Source organism: Mycolicibacterium sp. CBM1 (assembly GCF_054073305.1).
Window position 1 is genome coordinate 193,535 of record NZ_JBSXPP010000007.1, and the last position, 17,748, is coordinate 211,282.

Annotated in this window: 19 protein-coding genes; 5 read left to right on the forward strand and 14 right to left on the reverse strand. The window is 67.9% G+C overall.

All coding sequences use genetic code 11. The features are described from left to right. Positions 1–65 precede the first annotated feature (65 nt). The gene (locus tag ACXDF8_RS12415) at positions 66–959 is read left to right on the forward strand and encodes a type IV toxin-antitoxin system AbiEi family antitoxin (RefSeq protein ID WP_457223555.1); all 894 of its coding nucleotides are present in this window, start codon (positions 66–68) and stop codon (positions 957–959) included. 49 nt (positions 960–1,008) lie between these two features. Here ACXDF8_RS12415 and ACXDF8_RS12420 read toward each other — a convergent pair whose 3' ends face one another. Then, the gene (locus ACXDF8_RS12420; protein ID WP_457223556.1) at positions 1,009–2,145 is read right to left on the reverse strand and encodes a GuaB3 family IMP dehydrogenase-related protein; all 1,137 of its coding nucleotides are present in this window, start codon (positions 2,143–2,145) and stop codon (positions 1,009–1,011) included. A gap of 18 nt (positions 2,146–2,163) precedes the next feature. Continuing rightward, positions 2,164–3,702 carry an IMP dehydrogenase gene (guaB, locus tag ACXDF8_RS12425; RefSeq protein WP_457223609.1) on the reverse strand — a complete coding sequence of 513 codons (1,539 nt, stop codon included), beginning with the start codon at positions 3,700–3,702 and terminating at the stop codon, positions 2,164–2,166. Positions 3,703–3,852: 150 nt separating this feature from the next. On the opposite strand from guaB, the gene ACXDF8_RS12430 reads away from it, so the two are divergent. Beyond that, positions 3,853–4,257, forward strand: a complete 405-nt coding sequence (locus ACXDF8_RS12430; protein ID WP_135425269.1) for a DUF5319 domain-containing protein — start codon at positions 3,853–3,855, stop codon at positions 4,255–4,257. 70 nt (positions 4,258–4,327) lie between these two features. On the opposite strand, the gene ACXDF8_RS12435 is transcribed toward ACXDF8_RS12430, so the two are convergent. The 3 genes from ACXDF8_RS12435 to ACXDF8_RS12445 form a co-directional block, all read right to left on the reverse strand. Continuing rightward, positions 4,328–5,689: an anti-sigma-D factor RsdA gene (locus ACXDF8_RS12435; RefSeq protein WP_457223557.1), complete on the reverse strand. Its 1,362-nt coding sequence runs from the start codon at positions 5,687–5,689 to the stop codon at positions 4,328–4,330. Further along, on the reverse strand, positions 5,682–6,260 hold the full coding sequence (locus ACXDF8_RS12440) for a sigma-70 family RNA polymerase sigma factor (protein ID WP_457223558.1): 579 nt from the start codon (positions 6,258–6,260) through the stop codon (positions 5,682–5,684). The genes ACXDF8_RS12435 and ACXDF8_RS12440 overlap by 8 nt, the downstream gene beginning before the upstream one ends. Before the next feature lie 87 nt (positions 6,261–6,347). Then, positions 6,348–7,163: a hypothetical protein gene (locus ACXDF8_RS12445; protein ID WP_457223559.1), complete on the reverse strand. Its 816-nt coding sequence runs from the start codon at positions 7,161–7,163 to the stop codon at positions 6,348–6,350. 378 nt (positions 7,164–7,541) lie between these two features. On the opposite strand from ACXDF8_RS12445, the gene ACXDF8_RS12450 reads away from it, so the two are divergent. Then, entirely contained in the window at positions 7,542–7,832 is a 291-nt protein-coding gene (locus ACXDF8_RS12450; RefSeq protein ID WP_078020591.1) for a WhiB family transcriptional regulator, read from the forward strand. 73 nt (positions 7,833–7,905) lie between these two features. On the opposite strand, the gene ACXDF8_RS12455 is transcribed toward ACXDF8_RS12450, so the two are convergent. From ACXDF8_RS12455 to ACXDF8_RS12465, 3 genes are read right to left on the reverse strand one after another with little or no spacing between them, the layout of a single operon-like run. Then, positions 7,906–8,679 (reverse strand): SDR family oxidoreductase, encoded by a 774-nt coding sequence (locus ACXDF8_RS12455; protein ID WP_457223560.1) that lies wholly within the window; start codon positions 8,677–8,679, stop codon positions 7,906–7,908. A 46-nt stretch (positions 8,680–8,725) separates the two neighbouring features. Continuing rightward, positions 8,726–10,360: a CocE/NonD family hydrolase gene (locus ACXDF8_RS12460; RefSeq protein WP_457223561.1), complete on the reverse strand. Its 1,635-nt coding sequence runs from the start codon at positions 10,358–10,360 to the stop codon at positions 8,726–8,728. Between the two features lies 1 nt (position 10,361). Then, complete coding sequence (locus ACXDF8_RS12465) at positions 10,362–11,141, reverse strand: enoyl-CoA hydratase (protein ID WP_457223562.1); 780 nt, start codon at positions 11,139–11,141, stop codon at positions 10,362–10,364. Between the two features lie 54 nt (positions 11,142–11,195). Between ACXDF8_RS12465 and ACXDF8_RS12470 the strand changes: the two genes are divergently transcribed. Next, positions 11,196–11,408 (forward strand): M23 family metallopeptidase, encoded by a 213-nt coding sequence (locus ACXDF8_RS12470; protein WP_457223563.1) that lies wholly within the window; start codon positions 11,196–11,198, stop codon positions 11,406–11,408. Positions 11,409–11,501: 93 nt separating this feature from the next. On the opposite strand, the gene ACXDF8_RS12475 is transcribed toward ACXDF8_RS12470, so the two are convergent. The 4 genes from ACXDF8_RS12475 to ACXDF8_RS12490 form a co-directional block, all read right to left on the reverse strand. Next, the gene (locus tag ACXDF8_RS12475; protein ID WP_457223610.1) at positions 11,502–12,095 is read right to left on the reverse strand and encodes a VldE C-terminal domain-containing protein; all 594 of its coding nucleotides are present in this window, start codon (positions 12,093–12,095) and stop codon (positions 11,502–11,504) included. 113 nt (positions 12,096–12,208) lie between these two features. Continuing rightward, entirely contained in the window at positions 12,209–12,415 is a 207-nt protein-coding gene (locus tag ACXDF8_RS12480) for an excalibur calcium-binding domain-containing protein (RefSeq protein ID WP_457223564.1), read from the reverse strand. Between the two features lie 111 nt (positions 12,416–12,526). Next, positions 12,527–13,453 carry an LLM class F420-dependent oxidoreductase gene (locus ACXDF8_RS12485; RefSeq protein ID WP_457223565.1) on the reverse strand — a complete coding sequence of 309 codons (927 nt, stop codon included), beginning with the start codon at positions 13,451–13,453 and terminating at the stop codon, positions 12,527–12,529. Between the two features lie 146 nt (positions 13,454–13,599). Then, a complete protein-coding gene (locus ACXDF8_RS12490; protein WP_457223566.1) occupies positions 13,600–14,829 on the reverse strand; it encodes an HNH endonuclease signature motif containing protein in 1,230 nt (409 codons plus the stop codon). 474 nt (positions 14,830–15,303) lie between these two features. Between ACXDF8_RS12490 and ACXDF8_RS12495 the strand changes: the two genes are divergently transcribed. Next, entirely contained in the window at positions 15,304–15,645 is a 342-nt protein-coding gene (locus tag ACXDF8_RS12495; RefSeq protein ID WP_457223567.1) for a hypothetical protein, read from the forward strand. A gap of 84 nt (positions 15,646–15,729) precedes the next feature. Here ACXDF8_RS12495 and groL read toward each other — a convergent pair whose 3' ends face one another. Then, positions 15,730–17,355, reverse strand: a complete 1,626-nt coding sequence (groL, locus tag ACXDF8_RS12500) for a chaperonin GroEL (protein WP_457223568.1) — start codon at positions 17,353–17,355, stop codon at positions 15,730–15,732. 87 nt (positions 17,356–17,442) lie between these two features. Then, positions 17,443–17,745 (reverse strand): co-chaperone GroES, encoded by a 303-nt coding sequence (gene groES / locus ACXDF8_RS12505; protein WP_036346100.1) that lies wholly within the window; start codon positions 17,743–17,745, stop codon positions 17,443–17,445. Positions 17,746–17,748: the final 3 nt, after the last annotated feature.

The following is a 17,748-nucleotide window of genomic DNA, read 5'->3' on the forward strand; positions in this document are numbered from 1 at the left end:
GACTATCCCCAGCCACCCCGGAACCTGACTGCCGCCGTCGCGGCCCAGGCACCAGCATCGCCGGCATGTCGGATCTGCTGAAGGCGCTGCGCGCCACAGGGGGGATCGCCACCACCACTCAGTTGTTGGCCGGCATGACGCGCCAACAACTCGACGCCCAGGTACGCCGAGGCAGCTTGATCCGCGTGTGGTCCGGGGTCTACACGGCACGGACGCCGACCATGGCCGACCGGCTCGCAGCACTGGACGTGGTCATGGGCCAAGAAGCGGTGGCATGCCTGGGCACCGCTGCTGCCCTGTACGGCTTCGATACCGAAAGAACCGCCACAATCCACGTGTTCGACGACGGCACCCGGATGCGCCCGACGGTCGGCCTGATGGTGCATCAGCGCACCGGTGCACCGATCCAGCGGATCGCCGGCCGGCTGGCGACAACGCCTGCCTGGACTGCCGTCGAGGTGGCCAGGCAACTCCCACGGCCCCGTGCACTCGCGACGCTCGACGCGGCTCTGCACTCAGCGTGGTGCACTCGGGAGCAACTCGTGCAGGCCGTCGCCGAACAACGCGGCAGGCGGGGAATCGTCACAGTGCGGACACTGCTCAACGTCGCTGACGGCCGCGCGGAGTCCGCCATGGAAAGCGAGACCAGGCTGGTGATGATCGACTACGGACTGCCGTCACCAGAGCTGCAGTACGAAATCCAGGGCCTCGATGGCCAACGGTGGCGGGTCGACTTCGCGTGGCCGGACGCGAAGGTCGCCGCGGAGTACGACAGCGTCGAGTGGCATGCCGGGCGCGCCGAAATGCTCCGGGACAAGTCGCGCTTCGCGGGAATCCAAGAAGCGGGCTGGACCGTCATCCCGATCGTCGGACGCGATGTCCGCATGAAGCCCGGTCGGCTCGCCGATCGGATCGCGTCACACCTAGCCACCAACCCGCCAGCAGACACAAACTTATAGAAATTCGGGCCGAAATCCATAAGTTTGTGTCTGCTCGGCGGGAGCGAACCTAGCTGCCGACGGTGAGACCGACTTTCTGGAATTCCTTGAGATCGCAGTACCCCGCCTTGGCCATGGAGCGGCGCAGACCCCCGACCAGGTTCAGCGACCCGAACGGATCGTCGGAAGGTCCGTTGAGTACCCGGTCCAGCGACGGGCGCTCCCCCATCGCGACCTGCAGCAGCGCCCCGCGAGGCAGCGACGGATGCGCGGCCGCCGACGGCCAGAACCAGCCGTCACCGGGGGCCTCGGCCGCCGAGGCCAGCGGGGTGCCGAGCACCACCGCGTCGGCGCCGCAGGCAATGGCCTTGGCCAGGTCACCGGAGGTGTGGATGTCGCCGTCGGCCAGCACGTGCACGTAGCGTCCGCCGGTCTCGTCCAGGTATTCACGCCGAGCAGCCGCTGCATCGGCGATCGCGGTGGCCATCGGGACGCTGATGCCCAGCACCTCGTCGCTGGTGGTCACCCCGGAGGTGGACCCATAGCCGACGATGACGCCGGCCGCGCCGGTCCGCATCAGGTGCAGCGCGGTGCGGTGGTCGAGCACCCCACCGGCCACCACCGGGATGTCCAGTTCGGAGATGAACGTCTTCAAGTTCAGCGGCTCACCGACACCGTGATCCTGGGCCACCCGCTCCGCCGAGATGATGGTGCCCTGAATGACCAGCAGGTCGATGCCGGCAGCGACCAGCGTCGGCGTCAGCAACTGGGCGTTCTGCGGGCTCACCCGCACGGCCGTGGTCACCCCGGCATCGCGGATGCGGGCCACCGCAGCACCCAGCAGCTCCGGGTCCAGCGGGGCGGCGTGCAGCTGCTGCAGCAGCCGGACGGCGGCCACCGGTTCGGGCTCCTTGTCGGCGGCCTCGATCACCTGGGCGATCTTGGCCTCGACGTCGGCGTGCCGGCCGATCAGCCCCTCGCCGTTGAGCACTCCCAGACCGCCGAGGCGACCCAGCTCGATGGCGAACTCCGGGGAGACCAGTGCGTCGGTCGGGTGCGCCATGACTGGGACCTCGAACCGGTAGGCGTCGAGCTGCCAGGCGGTCGACACGTCCTGGGAGGACCGGGTGCGCCGGGACGGGACGATGTTGATGTCGTCGAGTTCATAGGTGCGGCGGGCGGTTCTGCCCATGCCGATTTCAACCATGTCACGCACAAGGGACCCCTAGCGGGCGTAGTAGTTGGGCGCTTCGACAGTCATGGTGATGTCGTGCGGGTGACTCTCCTTGAGGCCCGAGGCGGTGATTCGCACGAACTGGGCATGCTGGAGCTCTTCAATCGTGTGCGCGCCGGTGTAGCCCATCGCGGCACGCAGGCCGCCGGTGAGCTGGTGGATCACGATGGCCAACGGCCCACGGAAGGGCACCCGGCCTTCGATGCCCTCGGGCACCAGCTTGTCCTCAGAGAGCACGTCGTCCTGGAAGTAGCGGTCCTTGGAGTAGCTGCGTCCAGTGGAGCCGGCCGCGCCCCGGCCCTGCATGGCGCCCAGCGAGCCCATGCCGCGGTAGCTCTTGAACTGCTTGCCGTTGACAAAGATCAGGTCACCGGGGGCCTCAGCGGTCCCGGCCAGCAGCGAGCCGAGCATGGTCGTCGAAGCGCCCGCGGCCAGCGCCTTGGCGATGTCGCCGGAGTACTGCAGCCCGCCGTCGGCGATCACCGGAACGCCGTGCGGTGCGCACGCCGCCGTCGCCTCCAGAATCGCCGTGATTTGAGGTGCGCCGACGCCGGCGACCACGCGGGTGGTGCAGATCGACCCTGGTCCGACCCCGACCTTGACGGCGTCGGCACCCGCCTCGACCAATGCCGCCGCCGCGCTGCGGGTGGCGACATTGCCGCCGATGACCTCGACCCGATCGCCCACTGCGGCCTTAACCTTGCCGACCATCTCCAGGACCAGACGGTTGTGCGCGTGGGCAGTGTCGACCACCAGCACGTCGACGCCGGCGTCGGCCAGTGTCATGGCGCGATCCCAGGCGTCGTCGCCGACGCCGATGGCCGCACCCACCAGGAGCCGACCGTCGCTGTCCTTGGTGGCCAGCGGATGTTGCTCGGTCTTGACGAAGTCCTTGACGGTGATCAACCCGGTCAGCCGGCCGTGGCCGTCCACGATCGGCAGCTTCTCGATCTTGTTGCGGCGCAGCAGACCCAGGGCGGCGTCGGCGGTCACGCCCTCCTGCGCGGTAATCAGCGGCGACTTGGTCATCACCTCCGAGACCGGCTTGTTCATGTCGACTTCGAAGCGCATGTCGCGGTTGGTGATGATGCCGACGAGGGAGCCGTTCTTGTCGACGACCGGCAGACCCGAAATACGGAACCGGGCGCACATGGCGTCGACTTCGGCCAGCGTGTTGTCCGGCGAGCAGGTAACCGGGTCGGTGACCATCCCGGCCTCGGAGCGCTTGACCATCTCCACCTGGCCGGCCTGTTCGGTGATCGACAGGTTGCGGTGCAGCACTCCCATGCCACCCTGGCGGGCCATCGCGATGGCCATCCTGGCCTCGGTCACGGTGTCCATCGCCGAGCTGACCAGCGGCACCTTGAGCCGGATCTTCTTGGTCAACTGGCTCGACGTGTCGGCCGTCGCGGGCACCACGTCGGAGGCCGCCGGCAGCAGCAGCACGTCGTCGAACGTCAGGCCGAGCATCGCGATCTTGTTGGGGTCGTCACCGCCGGTGGGAACCGAATCGCCCAGCAGGGCAGTCATGTGCGCGGTGAAGCCGTCGATGCGGCCGGTGCTGCCTTCGGCAATGGTCATCGGTAGGCCCCCATCAGCAGGTGGAATGTGCACCCCATCCTATCGGTTTGGCGCGAGGTTCCCTGGCGCGATACCCGCCGCGCTGCGTAGTGTGGAGCCGTGCGCGACCACCTTCCACCAGGCCTGCCACCCGACCCCTTCGCCGACGACCCCTGCGATCCGTCGGCCGCACTGGACGCTCTGGAGCCGGGCCAGCCGCTCGATCCTCAGGAGCGCGCCGCGGTGGAGGCCGACCTGGCCGACCTCGCGGTCTACGAGGCACTGTTGGCCCACAAAGGCATCCGCGGCTTGGTGGTGTGCTGCGACGAATGCCAGCAGGACCACTATCACGACTGGGATATGTTGCGCGCCAACCTTCTTCAATTGTTGGTCGACGGCACGGTGCGCCCGCACGAGCCGGCCTACGACCCGGAGCCCGACGCCTACGTCACCTGGGACTACTGCCGCGGCTATGCCGACGCCTCGCTCAATGAGGCAACCTCGGACTACGACGGATTCCGCTGAGCGTCCGAATTCGGCGCATCGAAATCTGATCGGCTGACCGGATCGATCCGTTTTGCCGCCTGCCAGCTCACTAGGGCAGCATCGGCATCATCATCGTGGTGCTGATCACAACCGGTGGTTGCCTCTTCGGCGTCTGCATGGCGGTTGACGGGATCGACATGACCGTGCGCGGCGTGCTCGGGTTGGCCGAAGCCGTGGGCACGTCCGCCGCTGCCGGGGCCGAGGACGGCGCGCTCGACTCTTGCAGCACCGCCGTCGAGCTGGCACTGCCCTCCGGCGACGGAGCCGCCGCTGCCGCTGCGGTCGTCGTGGTGGTCGTCACCGGGCCCGCCGACGTAGTGGTCGTCGTCGGCGCGCTGGCCGACGCGGTCGTGGTGGGCAGGGTCGTCGTGGTCGTGGTGCCCAAGGCCGCCGACGAACTGGTGGGCGCCGACGAAACCGCCGTAGTGGTGGGCTCCGTAGTGGTGGGCTCCGTCGTGGCCGGCACCGACGTCGTGGTCGGAGCAGAGCTGGTCGGGGCCGACGTGGTCGGAGCAGAGCTGGTCGGGGCCGACGTGGTCGGTGTCGTCGGGGCCGACGAGGTCGGTGTCGTCGGGGCCGACGAGGTCTGCTCCAGCGGCGTCGTCGGCTCCACCGTGGTCTCCGGCGCGGTGGGTGCCGATGTACCGGTACCCGGGTCATCCGGATTGGTCGACAGGGTGATCGACGGCAGCTCGGGCACGCTGGTCGGCGGCACCTCGGGGCCGTTGGTCTGGGTGACGGGGGCCGGGATCAGCTCGGTCGCCGACGGCGGCACCGTGTAGGTGATACCGGGCGGCACGGTGGCTTCGGGGTCCTTCTGCACGACCTTGGCCGACAGTTGGTTCCACTGGTCGAGCAGCTCCTGCTTCTGCTGCTCGTCGCCGACGCTGGCGACCTGGTTGCTGACGGCTACCAGCTTGTCCTGGGCCTGCTGCCAGTCACCCTCGGCGACGAGCTGCTGCACCTGAGCGAGCTGCTCCTTGGCCGAGGCCAGCGCCACCTGGTCGTCGCGGACCTGCTTGGGTGCGCCGAACATCATCGTGCGTAGGCCGTAAAGCGCGTCACCCGGTCCGGCACCGGCAACCACCGCACCGAACCCGCCGATCGCGAGCACACCGGCGGCAACCGCGCCGACGATGCTCAGCCCGCGCCGGCTACGTCCACTGTTGTGCTTCTCGGCCAGCCCGGTCCGCAGCGCCGCGATGGCGTCGCGCTCGGTGATCAGCCCGGTCGCGGGAGGCCAGCGCATCTCGTCGCGCCAGTCCCCCAGCAGGGCGGCCAGAACCGCGTCGGCCTGGTCCTGCGGCACCGGCGCCTGACCGGCGGCCAGGGCGTCGAGGAACCGGTCGGTGCCGACGATTGCGTCCAGCGATGAGTCGTCGCTGCGTGAGTTGCGTCCGAAGTCAGGCATAGTCGTGACCTGCCGCGGCAATCTCGTTCTTGAGTTTCGCCAGTGCCCGGTGCTGCGCGACTCGCACAGCACCAGGAGTGCTGCCGACAGCGTCGGCGGTCTCCTCGGCCGACAGCCCGACGACGATGCGCAGCATCAGGATTTCGCGCTGTTTCTCCGGAAGAATTTGAAGCAACTTCGTCATCCGCGCCGCGGAGTCAGAATTGACCGCCATCTGCTCGGGCCCGGCCTCGAGCGAGTACCGCTCCGGCACCACGTCGGTGGGGTCGGACTTGTTTCGAGCCGCGGCGCGATGTGCGTCGGCGACCTTGTGCGCAGCGATGCCGTACACGAAGGCCAGGAAGGGGCGACCCTGATCCTGGTAGCGCGGCAGCGCCTGTATGGCGGCCAAGCAAACCTCCTGTGCGACGTCATCGGCAGAGAGGCCTACCCGTTCCGTGGCGCCCAGGCGAGCCCGGACATAACGGACCACGATGGGACGGATGGTCTCCACAACTTCACGGAGGGCATCCCGGCTGCCAGCCACAGCTTCAGCAACGGCCGCGTCGAGACGATCTCCTGGAATTGTCATCGACGGCGATATCTCCAACGTTACGAACGGGACGATTCCCGGCAGCCATTCAGCTAGACAATATCGGCCCAACTTGCCGATCGGGCGTTAGCTGCCGCCCCACCGGCCGCCGCGCCGCGTAATAAGCGCTGCGGATTCGTCTTTGATTCCCGAGACCTGCTGTGACGTAAGCGTTGCACTACCGATATCGGCGAGCAGGCACGCCACCGCCCAACGCAGCGGTACAAGACCGTGCGCGCGCGTGTCGGCGAGCGCGGCGTCGGCGATCACGCGCGCACGGTCGGGCAAGCCGGCACAGCACAGCGCCGCGGCGAGCACCACATCGCTCTTGACCCGATGCCGTCGCAGGCCGGGCGCAGCGCCCGCGGCAAGCTCTGCCCCGAGCTGAGCGTGCGCCAGTGCGTCGTCGCCGCGTCCGCCGGCCATCGCCAGTTCGGCATTCACCCACGCGAGCCTGATGGCGTGCCGGGGCGGGGTCGGTCCGGTCCGACGCATCGCGTCCTGCGCCCGCTCGAGCAGCCTCGCCGACGCCGCCAGTCGGCCGACCCCCAGTGCGTCGGCCGCGAGACCCACCGCGGCGTCGACTGCAGCCTCGTGTGCCATCGGTTCATCACCGGCCGCCAGCGCGGCCGCCAGTGCGCGACCGTCCCACCCCGCGGCGACGCGGTGGCCACCGAGCTGGCGCAGCAAGGAGGCCTCGGTGCTCAGCGACAGCGACACCAGCGCCCCGGAAGGCCGCCGGCGACGCAGCGCGGCGAGGTCCGCGCGGGCCGCGCTGTAGCGGCCCTGACCGCCAGCGGCGACGGCGCGCAACCAGAGTCCGGGGGTCGAGGGCGCCGCGGGCAGCGGCCAGCAGCCGGGGTCCCCGCCGAAGGCCGCGGCGCTCAGCGTGGAGGTGTCCATCTCAGCGGCGACGCTATCAAGGCGCCGTAGACGGTGGCGTCAGTTAACAGTTTGTGGTCGTTGTGTTACAGCCATGTCAACAACGTGCCCGGCGCGAAAAAATCAGCGGCCGACCGCCCGCAGCCCGTAGTGCACAAACCACTCGGGCACCGGCCGCTGCGCAAGCGATCTAGCACCTCAGCCGGCGATGATGGGTCGCAATGATGAACGCGATGTAAATTCTCAAGCTGCCGTTATGTGATTGAGCACATGACGTGACTATTGACGCGGTTTGCACGCCACCCTAATTTTGTCCTCACGAGTAGTCATCGGCGACAGTGCTCGGATCGGTTCCACAACTCACGTGTGCGAAATGTGCGCGGAGAGAGGGGTTTTCCAATGCCACAGCCGCAGCAGCTACCGGGTCCCAATGCCGACATCTGGGATTGGCAGATGCAAGGCCTTTGCCGAGGCGTTGATTCGTCGATGTTCTTCCATCCCGACGGCGAGCGCGGCCGTGCCCGCGCCCAGCGCGAAATGCGGGCCAAGGAGATGTGCCGGCGTTGCCCGGTGATCACTCAGTGCCGCTCGCACGCTCTTGCCGTCGGTGAGCCCTACGGCATTTGGGGCGGCTTGTCCGAATCCGAGCGTGAATTGTTGCTGAAGCGCGGAATTCGCCGCACAGCCTGATATCCAGCAAACACCAAAGAGGCCCATCCCGGCTTGGGGAGGGCCTCTTTGTCTGCGCGGGTGCGGGTGTGCGCTAACTCGCCCCGTCCGACAGCCACTCCTCGAACGTGGTTGCCTCGATCCGGGCGTTGACACCGGGCAGCAGCACGTTGCCCGCCAATTCGATGCCCAACGGACCCGACCAGGTGGGCACCAGCGTGATGGCGCGGCCGAGGACGGCGTGGGTTCGCCGCGCCATGTCGACGAGGTCCTGGGTTTCCGGTCCGGCCACGTCGACATGGCGGCCCTGCGGTGGTTCGGCCGCGACTTCGGCCAGGACGCGGGCGATGTCGTCGGGGGCGATCGGCTGCACCAACAGCGGCGCGATGGTGGCGACACCGCCATCCTCGGTCCAGCTGGCGGCCATCGCCGCGAAGTCGTGGAATTGGGTGGCCGGGACGATGGTCCACGGCACCGGACCGTCCTCGACCAGGCGTTCCTGCTCGCGCTTGCCGACATAGTGGGCGGTGCCACCGTCGGTCCGGTGGAGGCCGACGATCGACAGCAGCACGTGGTGGCCGACGCCGGCGCGCCGCTCGGCAGCGAGCAGATTTGTCGTTGTCGTTGCGAAGTACTCACGGGTCTCGTCGGGGCCGATGGGTGGCGAGCTGATGGCATCGACCACCGCGTCGACGCCGGCGAGCGCGTCGTCCAGCCCCTCTCCGGTGAGGAGATCGATACCGACCGAGCGACTGATCCGCACGGCATCGTGGCCGAGGGCTTCCAGCGCGGCGACGGTACGCGCGCCGATGTTGCCGGTGGCACCGGCTACCGCAATTCGCATGATGACCTCCAGGTCTTGTCGCATGTCACTCCAGCCAACGCCGCTGCGCCGACAAAGTCATCCCGAGATGTCATCCCGAGATGACCGGAATCGTGAGAACCGAGGCTCCGGGGCCCCAGTGCACGACACCGCGCCCGCGCCCGCTCGGCGGGTACCGTGCCGGCAGGTGCCCGAACAGCGGGTTGAGCGGCTCCAGATAACGCCCTGAGATCAGCAGCCGCATCTCGTCGCCAGCGCGGAACAGCGTCGACGACGCACTGAGCGCGATCTCGGTGCGCACGGCCTCTCCCGGTGACAGTGGGCGCAGAACATCTGGCTGGCGCAGCGCCAGCCGCAGCCGGGCGTCGGCGATGCGGTCGCGCCCGTAACCGTAGGACCCCTCGAACGGGACGTACTGGCCCGCGCTCCACTTCTCCACGCCGACGAACAGATGTGCGTCGTCAGCGCCTTCGAGGGAGAACGTCAGCAGCAGGCTCATCGGGCCGGTGATCTCGGTGTCGCGGTCGAAGCGGTGGGTGAACGCGACGGCCTGGCGCCGCAGCCGGAACACCGCGCATCCGGTGTCGACGGGCTCGGCTATGCCCAGTGTGCCGTCGTCGCCGAGGTGCACAGTGGTCCACCGGGTGCGCGCCAGCGGCCACTGCTCTTCGTTGCGCACCTGGGCCACGGCGTCGCCGCGCTCGCGCACCTCGAGCCGGACCCGCGGCAGGGCGGGCACGTCGAGCCCCTTGAGGTGACGGTCGAAGAACGCGGTCTGTACACGTTGGGCGTCGTCGCCGTAGAAGGCGGCCCACTTGCCACCGCGATGGGTGTAGGCGGTGCGCTCCACCGCTGCGGCGCACTCAATGAGCCGCCAGGAGCCCTGGCTGTGCAGGTTGTGGTCGGAGAAGCTGGCGCAGGCCAGGATCGGCACCTCGATGCGCGACAGATCGGGGGTCAGCGATTCCCACCAGTCGTCGAGCAGCGGATGCCGCCGGCGCTGCGCACCGAGATCGTCCGCCAGGCGGGCGCGGCGGCGGGTCATCGTCGTCCAGATCAGCGAGAAGCCCCGCTCGGGAATGCCGCCGGGGGTCATGAAATCGCGGTAGGCGTCGGTGAAGCCCTCCCAGGGACAGATCGCCGCCAGGTGTGGCGGCTGCATGGCCGCGACCTTGTATTGGGAGATCGCCAGATAGGAGACGCCGAGCATGCCCACCCGGCCGTTGCACCACGGTTGGGCCGCAGCCCACTCGATGAGGTCGTAGGCATCGCGGGCCTCGTCGTCGGACAACAACGAGCCCACACCGTCGGAGGTCCCGGCCCCCCTCGCGTCGGCGTTGATCACGACATAGCCGCGCGCCACCCAGGCCACCGGATCTGGCGCCTCCCAGCCGGTCTCACTCGAAATCCGGTACGGTTGAGGATGATTCATGATGCGATACTGGAAATTCAGGCGCCAGCCCCGGCGCGTGCGGGTGGGCAGCACATCCTTGCCATAGGGGTGAACGCACATCAGCACCGGGAAGGGGCCTTCACCCGGCGGTCGATACACGTTGGCGCGCAACATAACCCCGTCCCGCATGGGCACCGAGACATCGTGATCCTTGATCAGGTTGGCCGGCGCGGTGACCACCGTGACCGGCGGTCGCAGGAATGCCTTGAGTCGGCGGCGAGCATAGGCCGCGGCGCCGGGCCGGCACCAGGGCCGGTCGTATCGCGCCGCCATGTCAGCGCGGGGACCAGCTGGGTGTGCGCTTGTCAACGAAGGCCTGCACGCCCTCGAAGGCGCACGCCTCCATCATGTTGGCGGCCATCGTTGCGCCGGCGTCGGCATAGGCGCCCTCGATGCCGGTCTCGATCTGGCGGTAGAACAGGGCCTTGCCCATCGCGACCGCGACGCCCGGCTTGGCGACAATGCGCGAAATGAGTTGTTCCACTTGATCATCCAGCCCGTCAGGTGCCGCCACCCGGTTGACCAGTCCCAGATCGCGGGCCTGCTCGGCCGAGATGAAGTCACCGGTGACCAGCATCTCGAAGGCAGCCTTGCGGGGCACGTTGCGAGTCAGCGCCACACCCGGGGTCGAGCAGAACAGACCGACGTTGATGCCGCTGACCGCGAAACGGGCGTCATGGCTGGCCACCGCGAGGTCGCACATCGCCACCAGCTGACAACCCGCGGCTGTCGCCATACCGTGCACACGGGCGATCACCGGGACCGGCAGGCGTTGGATGGCGAGCATGACGGCGGTGCACTGGGCGAACAGCCGCTGGTAATACTCGAGAGACGGTTCGGCCCGCATCTCCTTCAGATCATGGCCGGCACAGAAGGCCTTGCCCGCCGCGGCCAGGATCACCACGCGCACCGTGTCGTCGGCGGCGAGCGCGTCCAGCGCCTCACCCAGCGCGGTCAGCATCGCCTCCGAAAGTGCGTTGAAGGCGCCGGGTCGGTTCAGCGTCAATGTGACGACACCCCGGTCGTCGCGGTGGTGCAGCAGCAGTTCGTCCATCGCATCGCCCCATTCGTGGATGTGTTCGGGACGCTAGCACCGAAGCGCCGGCTGATGCCCGAAGAAATCCCGGGTCCTGCGGGCGCCAAATCTGCTGTTGCCACACCGGCACAACGGTCTCGGCGTGATGACCGGTTACGCGCAACCGTCACGCACCTTCGTCGGCCAGGCCAGACGGTCACCAAAGGCCAGGCCATCGGCGATGTCGGCTGCACGGGGAGCTGCACCGGGCCACATCTGCACTTCGAGGTGCTGCCATGCCACTGAACAGCCGTAACGGCATCTCGGGGCGGGTCAACCCGCGCAACTACCTGTCTCTGTCAGAGTCGACGGACGGAAGTCGTCGGCGAACACGAGCACTCAGGCAGGTGTGGACTGCATCGAGCCGAAGAAGTAGGTCTCGCGTCCGGTCGGGTAGCCGCCGCCGTCGGTGGCGATGTGCACGTGGTCGAAGTGATTGGCGGTCTCGTTGCCGTAGTCGGCCGTCCAACTCGGGGCGCCGATGCCGGGATAGAAGCCCTGCCGCCAGATCACGTGCAGCACGCCCCACCGCTCGGCGTTCGCCAGGGCGTACCCGGCGATCTGGTTGCCCAGCTCGATTCCCTCGGGCGAGTGGTAGTTCGGGATCATCACGTCGATGGCCAGGCCGTTAGGGTGCCACTTGAGCGGGTCCTGTCGATACCCGCCGATCGTCTTGATCTCCAGGAACATCACGCTGATGGCCCGCGCCGCCCAGATGGTGTGGATCTGCAGGCCTTCTTCCGGCGCGACACCGCGCGGGAGGCTGAGCTGATAATCGGTGGCCGCGACCGGCGCGCTCGCGGCCAACAGCTCGGCTTCGGCGGGGTGGGCCAGCCGCGGGGAGCCGATGTCCGGGACCTGCGCGGCCGACGTTGCGGCTGCTTGGCCCGGCGCGGGAGCGGGCCGGTTCTCCGTGCCCTGGGCATAGAACATCGCCGCCGAAATCGCGACCGCTCCCCCGGCCGCGAGCCAGCGGCCTACGCCGCTGTGCGCTGTTCCGCCCACGACGGGGAGCTTACGTTTCTAGAGTGCCGGGCTACGGCAAATCAGCACTCGCAGGCGTAACCGTCGCTGTCGCGGTCCTGGCTCGGCGTATAGAGCGGGCTATCCGAGGTGATGTCGCAGTAGCCCGCCGCCTTCGCCGCAGTGCAGTTCTTGAACGGCACGGCGGGCTCGGCGTTGGCCGGTGCCGCGATCCCAATGGCCATGGCACTCAACGCTGAGACCACCAGGAATGCTGCGACTCGGTTCACGGGCGGGGCTCCTTCAGTACACAGGGGTGACTTGACAGTACGACGATATTGGAAGGTCCCCGATTACCGGCGGAAAGTACGAAATTCGTCCCGAGCGCTTCTGATGCGGCGTCAGCTCGCGTCGACCAGCGGCCTGAGCGCTTCGCCGACCTTGGTGATGACGCCGGGGGTATGCCGGTGCGTCGGCAGGTTGATGATCACCCCGTCGATACCGATGTCGAGGACTCGGCGTTTGATCTCGTCGGCGATCTGCCCCGTGGTGCCGATGACCGCGCGCCCACTGCGCGCCTCCCCGATGTCGCGGGGCGCGTCGTACCCGTCGAGCACGACCGTCAGTAGCGCGCTGGTCTCCAACGTTGCCGGATCGCGGTCGATTTCAGCACAACGCTGAGCCAGCACCTCGAGCTTGGCGGGCAGCTGGTCCATGTCCGCGATGATGTTGAGGTGGTCGGCGTACCGGGCGGCCATTCGGAAGGTCTTCTTCTCGCCGCTGCCGCCGAGCATGACCGGGATGTGGTCGCGGTAGCGCGGCTCGTTGATCGCGCTCTCGGTGTGATACCACTTGCCGTCGAAGGTCGGCCGCTGCCCATGCAGCATTCCGAGGATGATCTGCAACGCCTCTTCGAGCTTCTCGAAGCGTTCGGTGAAGGTGCCGAACTCGAAGCCGAGCTGCTCGTGTTCCAGTTCGTACCAGCCCGCTCCGAGGCCGAGGATCGCCCGCCCGCCGCTGACGACGTCGAGCGTCGAGATCACTTTCGCCAGCAGGGTGGGATTGCGATAGGTGTTTCCGGTGACCAGGGTCGACAACTGCACCCGCTCCACGGCGGTGGCCAAGGCCCCCAGGGCGGTGTAGGCCTCGAGCATCGGTTCGTCCGGTTCGCCCAGACCCGGCAGTTGGTAGAAGTGGTCCATCACCAGCACGGTGTCGAAGCCTGCGCTTTCGGCCTCGCGGGCTTGGGCGATGACGGCGGGGAACAGCTCGGCGACGGGAGTTCCGTAGGAGAAGTTGGGGATCTGCAGTCCGAGACGAATGCTCATGCTTTGGTGCAACGCGCTCGGCTGTCGGTTGCATTCCGCTTCGGGCGAATCACGTCGAGGTTGAGGTATCGGCGCCCGGCGCCGCCAAATCTGATCACGCATCAATTTTATTCCGCGACAACGTGTTTGGACATCGACCCGCAGGCCTAGTTGTTGGCCGGCGGGGCTTGGGGTTGGAAGGGTTGGTACCACTTCCAGTCGGCACGCTCGCCGTAGGGGCCAGGGCACGGTGGGACGTCGGGCGGTGGGCGTGTCGGGGTGTGCGCCAGGGGCGCTGTGGTGAGGGGTTGGCCGGTGTCGTCAGTGACGACGACGCGCTCGGCGGGACCGGTGATGGTGATCAGGCCGCGGTGATGTGCCCGGTGGTGATACGGGCAGAGCAGGACCAGATTGTGCAGTTCGGTGGGGCCGCCGTCTTCCCAGTGTTGGAGGTGGTGGGCGTGCAGGCCTCGGGTCGCCCCACAGCCCGGGACCACGCAGGTGCGGTCGCGGTGTTCCAGGGCCCGGCGCAGCCGCCGGTTGACGGTACGGGTGGCCCGCCCCGCGCCGATCGGCTGGCCGTCACGTTCGAACCACACCTCGCAGGTCGCATCACAGCTCAAATACCGGCGTTCGGCATCGGTGAGCAGCGGCCCCAGATGCAGGTTGGCCAACCGCTGGTCGAGATCGACGTGCACGACCACGGTGGTGCACTGGGCGTGCGGGCGGCGGGTGGCCTCGGCATCCCAACCGTCGTCGACCAACTGCAGGAACGCATCGACGGTGTTCGGCAGGGATGGGCGGGCATCCGCGGCGCCATCACTGCCGTCATGGTCGATTTTCCACTCCGTGACCAGAGCATCCAGATGCGACTGCAGGGCGGCGTCGAAGGTCGCCGCCTCCGCGTGGGGCAGGCTGATGTGCCACGTGGTGGAGTCCTCCCGCCGGGTCGTGGTGATCGACCGTCGCGGCTCGCGCGGCTCTGGTTCCCGACGCGGCTCGAGCCGGACCGCGGTCTGCAGCTGGCTGACCGTGGCGACCTCGGCCAGCTGGGCGTAGTGCTCATCGGAACCGTCGGCCGCGCGGGCGGCGATGATCCCCACCCGATCCAGCGACAGACGCCCCTCTCGCAATCCTTGTGCGCAGCGCGGGAACTCCGGCAGACGGTGCGCAACCGTCGCGATCGTGGCGGCGTTCGACGCAGAGGTGCCGAGTTTCCAGGCCACCAATGCCGGCACCGAACGCACCCCCGTAGCACCCCAGATCCCGTCATGGTCGATCTCTGCCACGATTTCCACGATCCGGCCGTCAATCGCATTGCGCTGACCGGACAACTCCGCCAATTCCTCGAACAACGCCTCGAGCCGCTGCTTCGGGCTCACCGTCGTCGAGGACATGACCCCATCATCGCAGCGGGGTCCGACAAAAACGGGCCGGCGAATCGAGACGCTGACCAGCCGTCGTTACGGGGACCGCGCGGTGGAATGTCAACGAACGCGGACGCGAACAGTCTACATAACCAGCTCCCTCCAGCACCGAAAAGTCCCTCAGCCCAACCGGACTGGGGTGTATCGCAGGGGACCTATCGAGTGCGAGTGCCCGCGATGGCCGTGACCGTCACCCGGTCTCGGCGGTGTGCGAGCCAAGCCGTTCGCGGTCGACGCGGATTCGGTGGGGACAGTCGCACACCGGTGCCGCCTATCGAACGCAGAACGAGTCCATAGCCCCTACCTAGGGTGCCTAGTTAGGTTAACTACCAGATGCCATCCTCCGGCGGAACTCGACCGGTGTCGGACAGTCAGCGGAAGCAAACCCGCAGCCGCGGCTCACATGGCGTCAGGATCGGGAAGGTCGTGATCAACATGAACGTAGTGAAGATCGTTGCTGGAATCGGGATCACCGGCGCTCTCGCCGCCGGCGCCTTGGGTATCGGGACCGGTGTCGCCAGCGCCGCACCTGGAATCGCGCCGGTGCCCGCGTGGGGTCCGCCGCCTCCTCCGGGGCCGGGCTGGAACGGCGGCGGGCCGCAAGATTGGTACCACCCCGAGTGGAGTGGGTGGAACAACGGATACCCCGCGCCGGGATGGATTCCGCCGCAGGGCTGGGAAGCTCCGCCCGACTGGAACAATCCGACCGGTTGGGCTCCCCCGAGTGGTTGGAGCCCGTGCGGCGGGCCGATCCGCGATATCTTGCACCCGTTCCGGTGCTTGTGAGCTCCATCGCCCCTGCCATAACGAAAACACCCCCGACCCAACAGGACCGGGGGTGTTTCGTAGCCGAAACTACGGCGGAACTACTTAGTGGGCGTGCCCGTGGTGATCGTGGCCATGGCCGTCACCCTCGGCTTCGGCCGGCCTCTCCACGATCGCGGTCTCGGTGGTGAGCAGCATGCGTGCCACCGAGGCGGCGTTGACCACCGCGGAGCGGGTCACCTTGACCGGGTCGATGACACCGTCGGCGATCAGGTCACCGTAGCTCAGCGTCGCGGCGTTGAAGCCGTGTCCGGCTGGCAGTTCGCTGACCGTGTTGACCACGACGGCACCGTCGTAACCGGCGTTGGTGGCGATCCAGAACAGCGGGGCCGACAGCGCCGAGGAGAACACCTCGACACCAAGGGCCTCGTCACCGGACACCGAGGCCCGCAGCGGCTCGAGCGCCTTGCGCGCCTGCACCAGTGCGGAACCGCCGCCGGCGACGATGCCCTCCTCGACCGCGGCCTTGGCCGCCGACACTGCGTCCTCGACACGGTGCTTGCGCTCCTTGAGCGCGGTCTCGGTGGCCGCGCCGACCTTGATGACCGCAACGCCACCGGCCAGCTTGGCCAGGCGCTCCTGCAGCTTCTCGCGGTCCCAATCGGACTCCGAGGCCTCGATCTCGCTCTTGAGCTGCTTGACCCGGGCGGCGATCGCGTCGGCGGTACCGCCGCCGTCGACGATGACCGTGGCGTCCTTGCTGACGACAACCCGCCGGGCCGAGCCCAGCACCTCGAGGCCGGCCTCACGCAGCAGCAGGCCGACGTCGGGGTTGACCACCTGTGCACCGGTCACGACGGCCAGGTCGTCGAGGAACGCCTTGCGGCGATCGCCGAAGAACGGGGCCTTGACCGCAACGGCGCGCAGCGTCTTGCGGATGGCGTTGACCACCAGGGTGGACAGCGCCTCGCCTTCGACGTCCTCGGCCACGATCAGCAGCGGCTTGCCGTCCTGGGCCACCTTTTCCAACAGCGGCAGCAGGTCGGGCAGCGAGCTGATCTTGTCGCGGTGCAGCAACACCAACGCGTCCTCGAGGACGGCTTCCTGCGAGTCGAAGTCGGTGACGAAGTACGCCGAGACAAAGCCCTTGTCGAAGCCGACACCGTCGGTGACCTCGAGCTCGGTGTTCAGGGTCGAGGACTCCTCGACGCTGACCACGCCGTCGGTGCCGACCTTGGTCATCGCCTCACCGACCAGCTCGCCGACTTCCTCGTCACGCGAGGACACGGTGGCGATCTGGCTGATGCCGGTCTTGCCTGCGACCGGGGTGGCCGCAGCCAGCAGCGCTTCGGAGACGACGTCGGCCGCCCGGCCGATGCCCTGTCCCAGCGCGATGGGGTTGGCTCCCGCGGCGACGTTGCGCAGGCCGTGCTTGATGATGGCCTGCGCCAGCACGGTGGCCGTGGTGGTGCCGTCACCGGCGACATCGTTGGTCTTGGTGGCCACCGACTTCACCAGCTGGGCACCGAGGTTCTCGAACGGGTCCTCCAGCTCGATCTCACGAGCGATGGTGACGCCGTCGTTGGTGACGGTTGGGCCGCCGAAGGCCTTGGCGAGGACCACGTGACGGCCGCGCGGGCCGAGCGTGACCTTGACGGCATCGGCGAGCTTGTCGACCCCGGCCTCCATGGCCCGCCGGGCGGATTCGTTGAATTCGATCAGTTTGCTCATATGTCAGTCCTGACTTGGCTTTGAGCGCGTACCGCCCCGGAAATCACCCGAAACAGGCACGGGGATCTCCGGGGCGGGTCACGGTTGTTACTTGTTGACGACCGCCAGCACGTCGCGAGCCGACAGGATCAAGTACTCCTCACCGTTGTACTTGATCTCGGTGCCGCCGTACTTGCTGTAGATGACGGTGTCGCCCTCGGCGACGTCCAGCGGAATCCGCTTCTCGCCGTCCTCGTCCCACCGGCCGGGGCCGACGGCGACGACAGTGCCTTCTTGCGGCTTCTCCTTGGCGGTGTCCGGGATGACCAGACCCGACGCGGTGGTCGTCTCGGCCTCATTGGCCTGAACGAGGATCTTGTCCTCGAGTGGCTTGATGTTCACGGCCACGATGGA